Source organism: Hoeflea sp. TYP-13 (genome assembly GCF_040932035.1).
Taxonomy (GTDB): Bacteria; Pseudomonadota; Alphaproteobacteria; order Rhizobiales; family Rhizobiaceae; genus Hoeflea_A.
In genome coordinates, this window is sequence record NZ_JBFRBB010000001.1 from 1,715,190 (window position 1) to 1,729,396 (window position 14,207).

General features: G+C 56.1%; 15 protein-coding genes. 11 read left to right on the plus strand and 4 right to left on the minus strand.

Going from position 1 to position 14,207, the window contains the following annotated elements; genetic code table 11:
- Position 1: 1 nt before the first annotated feature.
- Entirely contained in the window at positions 2 to 523 is a 522-nt protein-coding gene (locus tag ABVT35_RS08145; protein WP_368465787.1) for a flavodoxin domain-containing protein, read from the minus strand.
- Between the two features lie 193 nt (positions 524 to 716).
- Between ABVT35_RS08145 and ABVT35_RS08150 the strand changes: the two genes are divergently transcribed.
- From ABVT35_RS08150 to ABVT35_RS08165, 4 genes are all read left to right on the plus strand, one after another.
- Entirely contained in the window at positions 717 to 1,481 is a 765-nt protein-coding gene (locus ABVT35_RS08150; protein WP_368465788.1) for a class I SAM-dependent methyltransferase, read from the plus strand.
- A gap of 112 nt (positions 1,482 to 1,593) precedes the next feature.
- Positions 1,594 to 1,737, plus strand: a complete 144-nt coding sequence (locus ABVT35_RS08155; protein ID WP_368465789.1) for a hypothetical protein — start codon at positions 1,594 to 1,596, stop codon at positions 1,735 to 1,737.
- Positions 1,738 to 2,358: a class I SAM-dependent methyltransferase gene (locus ABVT35_RS08160; RefSeq protein WP_368465790.1), complete on the plus strand. Its 621-nt coding sequence runs from the start codon at positions 1,738 to 1,740 to the stop codon at positions 2,356 to 2,358.
- Between the two features lie 137 nt (positions 2,359 to 2,495).
- Positions 2,496 to 2,786, plus strand: a complete 291-nt coding sequence (locus ABVT35_RS08165) for a DUF1330 domain-containing protein (protein ID WP_368465791.1) — start codon at positions 2,496 to 2,498, stop codon at positions 2,784 to 2,786.
- Positions 2,787 to 2,813: 27 nt separating this feature from the next.
- Here the strand turns inward: ABVT35_RS08165 and bhcR are convergent, their stop codons facing one another.
- Positions 2,814 to 3,650, minus strand: coding sequence for an HTH-type transcriptional regulator BhcR (bhcR, locus tag ABVT35_RS08170; protein ID WP_368465792.1), 837 nt, complete (start codon positions 3,648 to 3,650; stop codon positions 2,814 to 2,816).
- A 194-nt stretch (positions 3,651 to 3,844) separates the two neighbouring features.
- Between bhcR and bhcA the strand changes: the two genes are divergently transcribed.
- The 7 genes from bhcA to ABVT35_RS08205 all read left to right on the plus strand — a co-directional run bounded on the left by bhcA (position 3,845) and on the right by ABVT35_RS08205 (position 10,688).
- A complete protein-coding gene (gene bhcA / locus ABVT35_RS08175; RefSeq protein WP_368465793.1) occupies positions 3,845 to 5,044 on the plus strand; it encodes an L-aspartate--glyoxylate aminotransferase BhcA in 1,200 nt (399 codons plus the stop codon).
- Positions 5,045 to 5,056: 12 nt separating this feature from the next.
- Entirely contained in the window at positions 5,057 to 6,037 is a 981-nt protein-coding gene (gene bhcB / locus ABVT35_RS08180) for a beta-hydroxyaspartate dehydratase BhcB (protein WP_368465794.1), read from the plus strand.
- A 2-nt stretch (positions 6,038 to 6,039) separates the two neighbouring features.
- Positions 6,040 to 7,188, plus strand: a complete 1,149-nt coding sequence (locus tag ABVT35_RS08185) for a DSD1 family PLP-dependent enzyme (RefSeq protein ID WP_368465795.1) — start codon at positions 6,040 to 6,042, stop codon at positions 7,186 to 7,188.
- Between the two features lie 75 nt (positions 7,189 to 7,263).
- The gene (gene bhcD / locus ABVT35_RS08190) at positions 7,264 to 8,229 is read left to right on the plus strand and encodes an iminosuccinate reductase BhcD (protein ID WP_368465796.1); all 966 of its coding nucleotides are present in this window, start codon (positions 7,264 to 7,266) and stop codon (positions 8,227 to 8,229) included.
- Positions 8,230 to 8,437: 208 nt separating this feature from the next.
- The gene (locus ABVT35_RS08195) at positions 8,438 to 8,776 is read left to right on the plus strand and encodes a DUF427 domain-containing protein (protein WP_368465797.1); all 339 of its coding nucleotides are present in this window, start codon (positions 8,438 to 8,440) and stop codon (positions 8,774 to 8,776) included.
- 36 nt (positions 8,777 to 8,812) lie between these two features.
- Positions 8,813 to 9,484 (plus strand): DNA-3-methyladenine glycosylase I, encoded by a 672-nt coding sequence (locus ABVT35_RS08200; protein ID WP_368465798.1) that lies wholly within the window; start codon positions 8,813 to 8,815, stop codon positions 9,482 to 9,484.
- 310 nt (positions 9,485 to 9,794) lie between these two features.
- Positions 9,795 to 10,688, plus strand: coding sequence for a LysR substrate-binding domain-containing protein (locus ABVT35_RS08205; RefSeq protein ID WP_368465799.1), 894 nt, complete (start codon positions 9,795 to 9,797; stop codon positions 10,686 to 10,688).
- A gap of 8 nt (positions 10,689 to 10,696) precedes the next feature.
- Here ABVT35_RS08205 and ABVT35_RS08210 read toward each other — a convergent pair whose 3' ends face one another.
- Positions 10,697 to 11,854, minus strand: a complete 1,158-nt coding sequence (locus tag ABVT35_RS08210) for an amidohydrolase (RefSeq protein ID WP_368465800.1) — start codon at positions 11,852 to 11,854, stop codon at positions 10,697 to 10,699.
- Positions 11,855 to 11,940: 86 nt separating this feature from the next.
- Complete coding sequence (locus ABVT35_RS08215; RefSeq protein ID WP_368465801.1) at positions 11,941 to 13,989, minus strand: putative bifunctional diguanylate cyclase/phosphodiesterase; 2,049 nt, start codon at positions 13,987 to 13,989, stop codon at positions 11,941 to 11,943.
- Between the last annotated feature and the right edge of the window lie 218 nt (positions 13,990 to 14,207).

Here is a 14,207-nt window from a genome sequence, read left to right on the forward strand (position 1 = left end):
ATCAAACCGCTGAAACGAACGCGTCCAGTTCCTCCTCCAGCGTTTCCCAATCGGTGAATTCCTGGTCCTCGGTAATTTTGCTGCGGTCTTGCAGGACGACGAATTCGACAATCTGGTTCATGTAATAGTCGTACTGATCGAATTTCAGGGCGCCGGCCACCAGCAAGGTCGCGTTCGGTTGAAAGCCGGTATATTCGGCAAAGTCGTCGACATATTTTTGCGCCTCCTTTTCTCCGCCTTCAAAAGCGATTGAAAGGCTGACGGAGATGAAGAGGGTCGGACTTTCCTGCAGCTGTTTTTTGTGGGCAATAACAAAATTTGTCAGGGATTCCTGATGATGCCGCTGATGAACGGAACCGGCCAGAATGACACAGTCGAATTTGGATATTTCAAGGTCGGACATGCGCCGCCGGCTGTCCAGCAGCTCGACCGTGTTGTCTGATCCGGTCAGATGCGATTCGCAGAATTTCGCAATCTTTCGCGTCTGCCCTTCAGTGGTGCCGTAAACTAGCAATATTCGCATGGTTCACCTCCGGAAGTTCAGGGGACTGCAACTGCAGTCCCGTCAGGCCAGCAGTCCATAAAGGATATCTTCCGCCCAGTGATGAATCGTTGCGCTAGATCAACCGCATTTTCTTTGCCGGATTTTCCGCATTGTCTCGGAATTGGCATGGACTGGCACTATGATTGGAGGTTGTGCATCAGGGAGTGAGACGATGACCGGTTCGGAATTGTATGACGCTGAACGCCATTGGGACGAAATTGCGCAGCAATGGGTTTGCGCAAAGACAATCCCGTATTTTGAATACATACTCACCCCATCGCTGTTCAATATGATCGGCGCGGTCGAGGGAAAAAGCGTCCTGGACCTGGCCTGTGGCGAAGGTACGGATTCCAGGCATTTGAAAAGGCTTGGCGCTACCGATGTCCTGGGTGTTGATATTTCCCGCGAAATGATCCTGATGGCCGAACAGGCGGAAAAAGACGAGCCACTGGGGTGCCGGTATCTGGTTGCCAATGCCGCTGAGATTGATCTCGACGAGCAATTTGACCTGGTGGTCGGCGCCTTTCTGTTAAACCATGCCTCAAGCAAGGACCGTCTCGTGTCATTGTTTTCAGCCATTGCCCGTGCGCTCAAGCCGGGTGGCCGATTTGTCGGCCTCAATGTCAACATGGCGATCGAGCCTTCTCAATATGACGATTTGCGCAAGTACGGCCGATGGATGACGACCACGCCGGATCGTAAGGAAGGCGACAAGATCTCGATCTACCACAGCAATCCGGATGGATCCGAGATGCTGATTGAAAACTATTATCTGAGCCCCGCAACCTATGATGCGGCTGCCGCCGAAGCCGGGCTTCGGGATTTTGAGTGGCTGCCGCTGAGCGTCTCGCAGGAGGGACTGGATGCCTATCCGCCGGGCTACTGGGATGACTTTTTCAAAACACCGCATGTCATGGGCGTGGGCGCGCACAAATAGCCTTTGTGCCAAGCGTGTCCTGGTGCGCACTTACGGAAGTTGATCTTGTGCGTTCGGTCTGGCGGCGGCGACCGGTGTTATAACTGAATACAAAAAACGGAGAAACGCTTTGATGAGTGGATCTGATTTTGAAGACGCGAAACATCAGTATGATCAAATTGCGCAGCAATATCGTGATGCAAAGGCGCTCCCCTACAAAGAGCACATTCTGACGCACTCCCTTTTCAGTATGATCGGCAAGCTGGAGGGCAAATAGGTGCTGGATCTCGGCTACGGGGAGGGCACCAATACGCGGCTATTGAAGAAGGGCGCCGCCGCGGATGTACTGGGTGTTGATATTTCCCACGAAATGATCCGGCTGGCAGAAGATGCTGAAAAAGCCGAGCCGCTCGGATGCCGCTATAGAGTTGCCGACGTTGCGGATTTGTCGCTTGAGGAAAGCTTCGATCTTGTGGTTGGCGCTTTTCTTCTGAACCATGCATCCAAAAGGGTAGATCTTGTTGACTTTTGTGCAGCAATTGCACGTGCCCTCAAGCCGGGCGGGCGCTTTGTCGGACTCAATCTCAATATGGCTATTGAGCCGGAACATTATGACGATTGCCGCAAATACGGCCGCTGGCAGACGACCACGGCTGAGCGCAAGGAAGGCGACATGATTTCGGTATTCCACCGCAATCCGGACGGATCTGAAATGCGGCTGGATAATTATTATCTGAGCCCTGAAACCTATGCAGCAGCGGCTGCAGAGGCTGGCCTTCGTGATTTCGCCTGGATTCCGCTCACGGTCTCAAGCGAGGGACGTGATGCCTTTCCGTCCGGTTATTGGGATGACTTTTTCAAAACACCACAGGTCGTCGGAATGGAGGCCAGGAAATAAGCGGCCCTGAGGCGCTTCGTATGAACCGTTAGCCAAATTGATCTTGTGCGCCTGGTTCGACTGTGCCACCAATTTCGGCGCACAAGTCACCACGCCTTCCGCAACAATTGCCCAGGCCTATACGGATTGGAGCCTCAATGAGCGCTTATGTCATCGTCGACACAAAAATTAATGACCCGGAAGCCTACGAAACCTACAAGGCGCAGGCCCGGCCGATAGCTGAAAAATATGGCGGTATCTACCGCGCCCGCGGCGGCAATATGGATGTCGTTGAGAGCGATCTGTGGTCGCCGACGCGCATCGTGATCGTCGAATTCCCGGATATGCAGAGCGCCCGCGATTTTGTCGATTGCGAAGAATACGCACCGGTCAAAGCGATCCGCCATGCCAATGCCGATTGTTCGATGGTGATTGTAGAGGGCATGTAAGGAAAGTGTGGCGGGGCTGAAGCCTGTTCAGTGCCCAGCCGTCACCGGCGCCACGCCGCCAATGCTCTCCGTGATCTCGTCGGCCGTGCGCCGCACCAGTACGCCGTACTCGGTCAGCACGGTGTCGGGGATGCGTACCGTCGGGCCGGATACCGAAATGCCGGCGATCGCTTCGCCGAACTCGTTGTAGACGGGCGCCGCAACGCAGCGCATGCCGAGCGTGCGTTCCTCATTGTCGATAGCCCATCCGCGCTCGCGGATTGTCGCCATTTCCCGGCGTAATTCATCCGGATCCGCTATGGTGTTTTCGGTGTAGATCGCCAACCCCTTGCGCCCCATCCATTTGTCGAGACCTTCGCTGTCCAGATGCGCGAGCAGCGCCTTGCCGATGCCGGAGGAATGCATATGAGCGCGGGTTCCGGGCCTGTGAAATGCGCGGATGGGTTCGTGGGTCTCGATCTGTGAAACGAACACAACGTCGCCGTCATCGGCAATGGCCATATTGGCGGTTTCGCCTGTCTGCTCCATCAGAGCCCGCAGCATCGGCCGGCCTGCTTCGACCACCTTGATGCGGCGGGAAAAGGAACCGCCGATCCGGAACGCCTCGACGCCGATCGTCCAAAGCTGCGTATCCTCGTTGAATTCAAGATAGCCGAAATTCTGCAGTGTAATGAGCAGCCTGTGAGCCGTTGATGCAGGCATGCCGGCACGCTGTGACAAATCCGTCAGGCTCATGCTGTCGGCATCCGCGACGGTTCGCAGCAGGATCAGTGCCCGCTCCAGCGCCTTGACGTTGGTTGCCGGTTTATTCGTCGGCCGGCTGCGTGGCCTGCCACGGGTTCTGGTAAAGACCGTATCACTCACAATAGCCGAGTATGTAGGATCGGAATTTTTATGCAAGTGTTGGAAGAAATTTTTGAAAATAAAATATGGATAAATAAAAATAAGCAAAAACAATAGGATATATATTATTTGAAAAAATGGAAAAATTTTTCGGAAAAATTGAGTTTGCGCGCGGATTTTGCCATTTTGTCGGCAAGATGAGTTGAGGATGGATCATGAGCGACCAGAACCCGCTGTTTATTCCCGGGCCGACAAACATACCCGAAAAGCTGCGCCGGGCATTTGATGTCCCGTCGATGGATCACCGTTCGGAAAAATTTGCCGCAATGCTGAAGCCGTTGGCGGACGGTGTGAAAGATGTCCTGAAAACCCGGACAGGCGAAGTCGTCATGTTTCCGGGCAGCGGCACCGGTGGCTGGGAAGCTTCCATAACAAATACGCTGTCGCCGGGAGACAAGATCCTGTCGGCCCGCTACGGCATGTTTTCGCACCGCTGGATCGATCTTTGCCAGCGCCATGGCCTCGATGTCGAGGTTATCGAGGAAGAATGGGGCAACGGTGCACCGGCGGACCGGTTCGAAGAGGTCCTGACGGCCGACAAGGGCCACGAGATCAAGGCGGTTCTTGCCACGCACAATGAAACGGCAACCGGCGTGCGCAGCGACATCGGAGCTATCCGCAAGGCACTCGACGCCGCAAAGCATCCGGCGCTGCTCTTTGTCGACGGCGTCAGTTCCATTGCCTCCATGGATTTCCGTATGGATGAATGGGGTGTCGACCTTGCGGTCACCGGATCGCAAAAAGGCTTCATGCTGCCGACCGGCGCAGCCATCGTCGGCGTCAGCCAGAAGGCGCTCAAGGCCATGGAAACCGCGAGGTGTCCGCGCTGTTATTTCGACTTCCGCGATATGCTGGGCTCAAACGCCAATGGAGGCTATCCCTATACGCCGCCGCTCAACATTTTGAGCGCCCTGAAGGTTTCGCTCGAAATGCTGCAGGAAGAGGGGCTGCCCAACGTCTTTGCCCGTCATCATCGCATTGCCGAGGGTATCCGGACCGCAGTCGGTGCCTGGGGCTTGAAAATATGCGCCAACAATCCGCGGCTTTATTCCGAAACGGTCACGGCCATTTGCGTTCCGCATGGTTTCGACAGCAATGCCGTCGTCAGCCACGCCGCCGACAAATACGGCGTTGCCTTCGGTGTCGGCCTGGGCGAAGTCGCCGGCAAGGTTTTCCGCATCGGCCATCTCGGCTCGATGACCGACGTTATGGCGCTGAGCGGCATTGCCGCCGCCGAAATGGTCATGGCGGATCTCGATTATCCGATCAAGCTGGGCTCGGGCGTTGCCGCGGCGCAGGAATATTACCGCAACACACGTCATGTCGGCAGTGTCGACGCCACCCGCGCGGCATAAGGAGGGAATACCATGTATATCCCGACCTTTGACGATGTGCAGGTTGCGCATGAGCGCATCAAACCCTGGGTTCACCGCACGCCGGTTCTGACCAGCACGTTCTTTAACAAGCTGACGGGTGCCGAACTGTTCTTTAAATGCGAGAACTTCCAGAAGGCCGGTGCCTTCAAGGTGCGTGGCGCATCGAACGCCGTTTTTGGCCTGAGCGCCGACAAGGCGAAATACGGCGTTGCCAGCCATTCGTCCGGCAACCACGCCCTTTCGCTTTCCTATGCGGCCGGCCAGCGAGGCATAAAGGCGACCGTCGTCATGCCTCGCACGGCGCCCGATGCCAAGAAGGATGCAGTCCGCGGCTATGGCGGAACCGTTCTTGAATGCGAGCCGTCGACGGCGGCGCGCGAAGCAATGCTGCAGGAATTTGTTGACGAGACAGGCGCGGATTTCGTCCATCCTTATAACGATCACCGCGTCATCGCCGGCCAGGGAACCTGTTCCCTGGAGCTGAACGAGGAGGTCGGCCCGCTCGATGCGGTGGTAGCACCCATCGGCGGCGGCGGCATGATTTCCGGCACCTGCCTGACCATGTCGAATGTCTCGCCGCATACCAAGATCTATGCGGCCGAGCCTGAAAACGCCGACGATGTTTACCGTTCGGTGCGTGAAGGCAAGATTGTCGAGGACGATGCGCCGCAGACGATCGCGGACGGGCTGAAGGTCTCCATGCGCCCGCGCACCTGGCATTTCGTCTCCACCTATGTGGCTGACGTCCTTTTGGTGTCGGAAGAAGAAATCGCAAGGGCCATGTATCTGGTCTGGCAGCGCATGAAGATCGTCATCGAGCCTTCAAGTGCCGTCGCCATGGCGGCGATCATGAAGAATAGGGAAATCTTTGCCGACAAACGTGTCGGCGTCATTTTCACCGGCGGTAACGTCGATCTCACGAAACTGCCCTGGATGCAGGGCCTTGGACTGGAAAAATCAGCGGGAGAATAACAATGAATGCGATGAGCAGTGCGCCGGTTGTCGGCCTGAATGTACCGGCTGTGGTCGGAATGGACCTTAAGGATGTGGGTACGCCCGCTTTGATCGTCGATCTCGACGCATTCGAGCGTAACGTGAAGAAAATGCGCGAATTTGTTGAATCGCAGGGCATTCGCCACCGCGCCCATGCCAAAACCCATAAGTCAGCCGACATCGCGCTTTACCAGATCGAAGCCGGCGGCGCCTGCGGTGTGTGCTGTCAGAAGGTCTCCGAAGCCGAAGCGCTGGTCGCCGGCGGCGTCAAGGACGTTCTTGTCTCCAACCAGGTGGTCGATCCGAAGAAACTCGACCGCATGGCTGCCATGGCCAAGAAGGCTCGGGTGCTGGTGTGTGTCGATGACCTCGGCAATGTCGCCGATATTTCCGAAGCCGCCACGCGCCACGGCGTGACGATTGAATGTCTTGTTGAGATCGATTGCGGCGCAGGCCGCTGCGGTGTCCAGTGGGGCGAGCCTGTCGTCGAGCTTGCAAAGGCCATCGACGCAGCACCGGGTCTCAAGTTTTCCGGCCTGCAGGCCTATCAGGGCGCAGCCCAGCACGTCCACGACTTCGAAGAGCGCAAGGGCCAGATTGACAAGGCTGTCAAAATGGTCGCGGACACTGTCGAGATGCTTAAGGCCGAGGGTCTTGAGTGCGACATCGTCGGCGGGGCAGGGACCGGCACCTACTATTTCGAAGGTGACAGCGGCGTCTATAACGAGATGCAGTGCGGCTCGTACATCTTCATGGATGCCGACTATCAGCGGGTCCTCGACAAGCAGGGCGACTTCATTCACGAGTTTGAAAACAGCCTTTTCATCTATACGTCCATCATGTCGAAGACCAAGGCTGAAAAAGCGATCTGCGATGCCGGCCTGAAGGCCCAGAGTGTCGACAGCGGACTGCCGGTGATCTTCGGACGCGACGATGTGGAATACATCAAATGTTCGGACGAGCACGGCGTCATTGCCGATCCGCAGAATGTCCTGAAGCTCAATGAAAAACTCAAGCTGGTGCCCGGCCACTGCGACCCGACCTGCAACGTCTATGACTGGTATGTCGGCGTGCGCAACGGCAAAGTGGAAGCCCTGTGGCCCGTAACGGCCCGCGGCATGTGCCTTTGATTGAATAAATATTGCCCTGACCAACTCTGGCGGCGTTCATCGCCGCCTTTTTTACCCACGCGCTAGGACGTCGTCATGATTATTGTTTCGGAAGAGTGTGTCAGCTCCATCCTGTCAGAAGAAGATGGTTTTACCGCCGTCGAAGCCGTATTTGCGGCGATGGCGCGTGGAGATGCCTATAATTTCCCGGTGATCCGCGAAGCGATCGGCTATGCCGATGCGCTCTACGGGTTCAAGTCCGGCTTCGACAAGGCCGGCCTCTCGCTTGGCTTGAAATCCGGCGGCTACTGGCCGGGCAACGCGCAAAAGGGCATTCCCAATCACCAGTCCACAGTCTTCCTGTTCAATCCCGATACCGGACAGCTCTCGGCCATCGTCGGCGGCAACTACCTGACGGCAATTCGCACGGCCGCCTCCAGTTCGGTTTCGATCAAGCACCTGGCGCGTCCCGATTCAAAGGTCCTTGGCATGATTGGTGCCGGACATCAGTCGCATTTCCAGGTTCGCGCCGCCGTCAAGCAGGGCAATTTCGAACATGTCGTTGCCTGGAACCTGCATCCTGAAATGCTGGGCGCGTTGGAAAAGACCGTGACCGGGCTTGGTCTGACGTTCGAGAGTGTCGAGCGGGAAGAACTCGCAGCCCGATCCGACGTCATCATCACGATAACCTCGTGCGACGAACCGCTGCTGATGAAGGAGTGGATCAGGCCCGGAACGCATCTTGCCTGCATGGGAACCGATACAATGGGCAAGATGGAGGTCGATCCGAACCTAGTGGCCGCGGCAACGGTATTCACGGACGAAGTGGCTCAATCGATCAGCATCGGCGAAGCACAGCACGCCGTTGCGGGCGGACTGCTTGCAGAAAGTGCGATCACGCCCATCGGCGATGTCATCAATGGTGCGCAGGCAGGCCGCGTGTCGCAGGATCAAATCACGCTGTTTGACGGAACAGGCGTCGGACTGCAGGACCTTGCCGTTGCAACGGCTGTTGCAAGAAAAGCTGAAGAACAGGGATTGGCGCAGTCCGCCAGCCTGTAAACCAGCGCACATAGTCTTTCGCGCCGACGCTGGCTCGTGACACTTGGCGGTGTTGCGGGCCAGCGGTCTTATATCGTGCTCTCGAAAATTGACGCGCCCGCCCCATATCATCATGCTAACGCGCAACTGATAGATCGGGAGAATGAATATGATCGAGGGCGCAATACACAATCCATCCCACCCTCAACACTTCATGCAGGTCGATCAGATGGACCAGAAGGTGCGGGTGATGCTTGGCGATCTGCAGATTGCCGAAACCGACAAGGCGTTGCGTCTGCTCGAGGTTGGCCGCAGGCTGTACCAGCCGCAATATTACATTCCCCGCGAAGACATTCAGGTGGCGATTCGGCAGACTGATAAATCCACGCATTGTCCTCTCAAAGGCGATGCGAGTTACTTCAGCGTGGTTGATGAAAGCGGTGGGAAAGTGGCTGAGGAGATCGGCTGGTCCTATCAGGAACCATTTGATTTTGCGGGCGTCATATCCGGACATATTGCCTTCGATCCGCGCCGCGTGTCCATTACTGTTGAAGCCGCAAACGGTTGAGTGTGTTGCTTGTCGCACAGCGTAAAAGGGGAATTCATGCGGGACTTTGATGCGATCTATGAAATAGCTGCCGGCCGCAAGGGTGGTGCCAAGGCTTTTGAAGAAACCCTTTCTTCACCCGCAAGTACGGCGACGCTTGCGGCAATTCCGGACGACCGCTGGCTCTCCATGATGAGCAAATGCATTTTTCAGGCCGGATTCAACTGGAAGGTCGTTGAAAACAAGTGGGCCGATATCGAGGAGGTCTTCCACGGGTTCGACATCGGTCGCATGGGTTTCATGACCGATGAGGAGATCGGAGAGCATCTCGGCAATCCGCGGATTATCCGGCATGGCAAGAAGATCGCGGCCATTCGCGACAACGCGCAGTTTCTCGGTGAACTTGCACGCGAGAACGGATCGGCAGCCAAGGTTTTTGCCGAATGGCCGGCGGATGATTTTATCGGGTTGCTGGCGATGCTGAAGAAGCGGGCAACGCGCCTCGGCGGCAACAGCGCGATGTATTTCCTGCGGTTTATGGGCGTCGACAGTTTCGTGCTTTCGCGCGATGTCTGCGCCGCACTCATACGCGAAGGCGTGGTTGACAAAGCGCCAAGTTCAAAAAAGGACATGGAACGTGTTCAGGCAGCGTTTAATGAGTGGAGCCGTCAGTCAGGCAGGCCGCTCATGCAGATCAGCCGTGTGCTTGCCTGTTCCGTTGGGGACTAGCGTTTAAACCCGCAATTGCGTTGCGATCACCCTTATGGCGACGATCCGAATGGAGCCGGGGCGGTTCTTCGCCGTTTTGTGACACCACGTGGCGATCCAGCACCGGTGCATGATCCTTATGAAAAAACACCTGATCCGGTTTTGTGGCGGAGCTCGCTGCAGGAGTGATCCGGGTGGCCTCGAATATGGATTGTGCAAATAGGTACAGCATTGGCTTTCTCCATGAGATGCACCCATGCTAGCCGCGCGTGAATTATTATTGAAACGAATTAAATTGCTTATCATGATGAGTATTGCTAATTAAGAACTCATGCAGCGCGATCTGGAAATCGATCTTCTTCGCTCCTTTGTGGCGGTCGCCACCCACAGCAACTTCACAAGGGCCGCAACTGCTGTGGGTCGTACGCAATCGGCCGTCAGCCTTCAGATCAGACGCCTGGAGCAGATTGTCGGAGATGCGGTATTTGAAAGAACCCGCCAGTCGGTGGAAATCACGCGGACTGGTGAGGCGCTGCTGGTATACGCAAACCGCATTCTCAAGACGAATGATGAGGCGCTCGCCCACCTCAAGCGACCGGAGGCGGCGGGGCTGGTTCGGATCGGCGCACCGGACGATTATGCAACCTGTCTGTTGCCGCCGATTTTAGCGCAGTTCTCGGCGCAATATCCGCTCATCCGCATTGAGGTGACATGTGACAACGGGTGCGATCTCCTGCAGATGCAGCAAAATGGAGAACTCGACCTGGTCGTCTCGACGCATCCGATCGATGATGTGTCGGGGCGGGTTGTCCGTCGCGAACCTCTGCATTGGGTGGCCTCATCCGGGTTTGCCGATAACCCGGAGGCACCACTGTCGCTGGTTCTTTATCAGCAGGGCTGTGTTTGCCGCGAAATTGCGCTTCAGGCGCTGAACCAGATCGACCGGTCGTGGCACATTGCCTATTCGACACGAAGTCTGGCTCTGATCGAAAGTGCTGTTCGGAATGGATCCGGCGTTTCTGTCATGGAGGTTTCGACGGTCCCCGACGATCTGCGCATCATTGATGGCAGTGCCGGGCTTCCGTCGCTGCCGGACGTTGTGATTTCAGTGCATCAACCGCCTGGAAATGATGCCACCCACATCTCGCTTGCAGCCGAGTTCCTGATCGAAGAACTGTCAAGACGGCCACAGATGCGCTCGCAAAGCAGCAGACAGACGCCCTGAGGATCAGCCTAGTCGTTCTGTCTCAACAGCCGGCAAACAGTTGCGTAAAACATGTTCGCACCGGTTTCTATCAACTCATCGGGAAAGTCGTAATCCGGATTGTGCAGTGCGGGCATGTCTTTTCCCGCTCCGAGAAAGAACATGGCGGAAGCGGCAGTTTGTCCATATTCACCAAAATCCTCCGAGAACCGCAGCGGCTCGTCCAGGTCTTCTACCGAATAACCGAACTGGTTGGCACTGGCGCGAAAATGCTCCGTGAGCGCCGGATCGTTTTCACAGCCATTGAAGATGTCGTCATAGCCGATCTCCAGTGCTAGGCCGTATTTGTCGGCGGCATCACGCGCTATGGCCTCGGCCGCGTGAACAAGCACCTCCATTTTTTCATCGGTTACGGTGCGTAAGGTCACCCAGATCTCAGCGTCGGCCGGCGACACACCGAACGCCTTTTCTCCAAGGTTCGCATGCACGACGGTGACGAGAGCAAAGTTTTCGTCCATATGCTCGGGCGTGGAGGCCGCGTTTAGAGCGCCCATGATCTCAGCCATAGCCAATGCCGGAGACACGCCCGTTTCCGGCATTGAGGCATGCGCCGTCTTTCCGGTCAGGCCGATGCGCATGCCGCGTGATGCGCAATTGACAGACCCCGGCTTGAGCAGGATGCGATGCGCGTTATATCCGGGTAAATTGTGTAGCGATATGAAGTGGTCCGACCGGATGGCTGCAAACTGCGGGTCGGCTGTCACGGCCTTGGCGCCCTTGCCGGTTTCTTCAGCGGGCTGGAATAAAAGAACAGCGCGGCCGCGAACCGGACGTCCTTTGTCGAGCAACGCCGCAACACCGAGCATGATCGCCATGTGGCCGTCGTGACCGCACTGATGACCTTTGCCGCTGGTCTTCGACCGGTGTGGCAGGTCGCCGGTTTCCTGGATTGGCAGACCGTCGAGTTCGCAGCGCACGGTCACGGAAGAACCAGGCCGGCCGCTGTCAAAAATGGCCGCGACGCCGTGTCCGCCCAGGCCGACAACAATATTATCCGGCTCGAAGCGCTTCAGATATCTGCTGATTTTGGCGGCGGTTTCCTGCTCCTCGCCGGATATTTCAGGCGTCTGATGAAGCGCGTGTCTGACTTTGATGAGATCCGAGATCTGGTCGTCCGAAAGCTGCATATCAACGTTCTTTATGCGACTAATACCAGCGCAAGCTCATCGCTGCCGGCACAAGAGTCAAGTCGATAGCTTTCCAGGACGTTGAACTATCCGGCGTCGGCTTCCAGATCGATTGCCGTATGGCCGTTCCGGTTGTACGCAGCGAGCCAATCGCGGGCCACATCTGCAGGCATGGGCGGCGCAATGGCGTTGCCCTGAAACTCACTGCAGCCGAGCTGGATGAGCGTGTCGATTTCCTCCTGGCTTTCGACCCCCTCCGCAATGACCTTGATATTAAGAGCGGACGCCAGCCGGATGATCGAATCGACAATAATCCGGATGCGCTCGCAATCATCGATGCCGGATACGAATTGCCGGTCGATCTTGACCCTGTCGAACAGATCGCGATTGAGGTGCGAAAGTGAGGCAAAGCCGGTTCCGAAATCATCGACTTCGATCTGGATACCAAGCTGCCGCAGTTCGTAGAGTGCTTGTGCCGATTGCTCGTTGTCGCTGTCGATCGCCACGGATTCAACAACCTCGACACTTATGCGGTCGCACGACAGACCATGTTGTCCGGCGGTCTGGGCGATACTGCGGAAAAAACCGTTCCACATAAGGTCGTGCGCAGAGAAGTTGACACCAATGCGGCCGAAATCGATACCGTTCGATTGCCACTCGGCAGCCGCCCCGAATGCCTGATCAAGCACCAGACGCGTGATGTCGGGCATGCGGCCTAAATTCGCGGCCGCGCCCAGGAATTCGGCCGGCAGTAGCACGCCGCGTTCCGGGTGATGCCAGCGTGTGAGCACCTCAACTCCGGTAATCGCTCCCGTTTCCGTGCTGATCTGAGGTTGGAAAACCGGTTTGAATTGCCCCTCTGTGATGGCACGGTCAATATCCCGCTCAAATACCTTGGCATCATTGAGCTGCTTTTGAAGGTCTTCGTTGAAAAAACGGAATGTGCCCTTGCCGGATTTTTTTGCGGCGTAGAGCGACAGGTCAGCAGCGGCAAGCAGATCTTCGGCATCGTCGCCGTCTGTCGGAAATCTGGCTATTCCAATGCTGGTTCTGACCTGCGTCGACACGCCGGCCAAAAGCACCGGACTGTTGAGCCGTTCCAGAATTTTGCTGGCAACGGTTGAAAGGGTACCAAGGGCTGCTTCTTTTTTGATGATGACCAGAAACTCATCTCCGCCCATGCGGCAGGCCACCCCGTCGCCTCCGAGCACCGATTTCAGACGGTCGGCGACTGAGCGCAGAAGTTTGTCACCACTCAGGTGCCCGAAATTGTCGTTGACGTTCTTGAAATCATCCAGGTCCAGAAGAAGTATGGCCATACTGACGTCTGAATTGTCCCTTTGACGCCGGACTTCCTCCTGCAAGGCATCAATGGCGTAATCCCGGTTGGCAAGTCCGGTCAGGCCGTCATGGGTTGCCGCATATTGCATTTCGTCCCGCGCAGCCACGAGATCACGAGTTCGCTGCCCGATCTGCTTTGCCAGCGGTCGGAACAACAATTGGCCGATAACGCCGAGCAGAATAAGTGACAAAATCAGGATCGCCAGATGTATGTGCTCGAAAAGCGAAATCGAGTTCCGGGTTTGCTGCCGGTAAATATCTGTTACTTCGTCCATGGCCGGCAGCACTTTCGACGCCGCAATTTCTTCCATGGGCCCGAGATAAATGGCTGCAATGTCAGGAGATTCCGCCGCAAATTTTGTGAATTGCCGCGCATTGGTTATCAGCGAGCGAATTTGGTAGTCCAGATGAGCCGGCCAAGAAAAAAATACCGCATGGACGCGTCGCGATGCCTTGTTTTTTTCGCGCTGATCATTGATCTGCCGGGTCAGTTGCGTGTGTATCCGTTCCAGCTCAATCAGTGTGTTGTCGACCAGTTTCAGCACCTTGTTGCGATGTGGCAGGTCTTCCATGTGCAGCGCATGCTGGCTCAACAGCACAATCCTCTGCGACAACATTCGTTCGTTGTTGATGTCCTTGAATTTAACGGCATAAAGCCTGCCGCGGTCCATTGCCGAATTCAGAGCAAAATAGGATGTGCCAAGCAGCGCAACCATGGCAAACAGCGCCAGGCGATACGCAACACGGATCCTTTTTTCCGGGTCTTTTCTCAGGCCGCTGAATATGCCGTTCATCTGCACATTACCGAACTCACATGACGCGAATAGCGGATTGGCGGAACCCAGGCGTCAACCTGGATGAGATCAAATTCCCATCGCCTGAGTTCACCATATATCTTCGCATCAAACCCCCACCATGCTGTCGTCTCAACAGCCACTCAGGCCTGAACTATAAAAAATGAATCTTAATCAACTGAAAATAGTAACTGCAAAGCGGCGCTCGCAGTCTAAAA

What these genes read in the sequence shown, in the direction of transcription:
- bhcD (WP_368465796.1), top strand. Translation starts at nt 7,264, where the DNA reads ATGATTATTGTTTCGGAAGAGTGTGTCAGCTCCATCCTGTCAGAAGAA.
- ABVT35_RS08205 (WP_368465799.1), top strand. Translation starts at nt 9,795, where the DNA reads ATGCAGCGCGATCTGGAAATCGATCTTCTTCGCTCCTTTGTGGCGGTC.
- bhcA (WP_368465793.1), top strand. Translation starts at nt 3,845, where the DNA reads ATGAGCGACCAGAACCCGCTGTTTATTCCCGGGCCGACAAACATACCC.
- ABVT35_RS08150 (WP_368465788.1), top strand. Translation starts at nt 717, where the DNA reads ATGACCGGTTCGGAATTGTATGACGCTGAACGCCATTGGGACGAAATT.
- bhcB (WP_368465794.1), top strand. Translation starts at nt 5,057, where the DNA reads ATGTATATCCCGACCTTTGACGATGTGCAGGTTGCGCATGAGCGCATC.
- ABVT35_RS08200 (WP_368465798.1), top strand. Translation starts at nt 8,813, where the DNA reads ATGCGGGACTTTGATGCGATCTATGAAATAGCTGCCGGCCGCAAGGGT.
- ABVT35_RS08185 (WP_368465795.1), top strand. Translation starts at nt 6,040, where the DNA reads ATGAATGCGATGAGCAGTGCGCCGGTTGTCGGCCTGAATGTACCGGCT.
- ABVT35_RS08210 (WP_368465800.1), bottom strand. Translation starts at nt 11,854, where the DNA reads ATGCAGCTTTCGGACGACCAGATCTCGGATCTCATCAAAGTCAGACAC.
- ABVT35_RS08165 (WP_368465791.1), top strand. Translation starts at nt 2,496, where the DNA reads ATGAGCGCTTATGTCATCGTCGACACAAAAATTAATGACCCGGAAGCC.
- ABVT35_RS08195 (WP_368465797.1), top strand. Translation starts at nt 8,438, where the DNA reads ATGGACCAGAAGGTGCGGGTGATGCTTGGCGATCTGCAGATTGCCGAA.
- ABVT35_RS08215 (WP_368465801.1), bottom strand. Translation starts at nt 13,989, where the DNA reads ATGAACGGCATATTCAGCGGCCTGAGAAAAGACCCGGAAAAAAGGATC.
- ABVT35_RS08155 (WP_368465789.1), top strand. Translation starts at nt 1,594, where the DNA reads ATGAGTGGATCTGATTTTGAAGACGCGAAACATCAGTATGATCAAATT.
- ABVT35_RS08145 (WP_368465787.1), bottom strand. Translation starts at nt 523, where the DNA reads ATGCGAATATTGCTAGTTTACGGCACCACTGAAGGGCAGACGCGAAAG.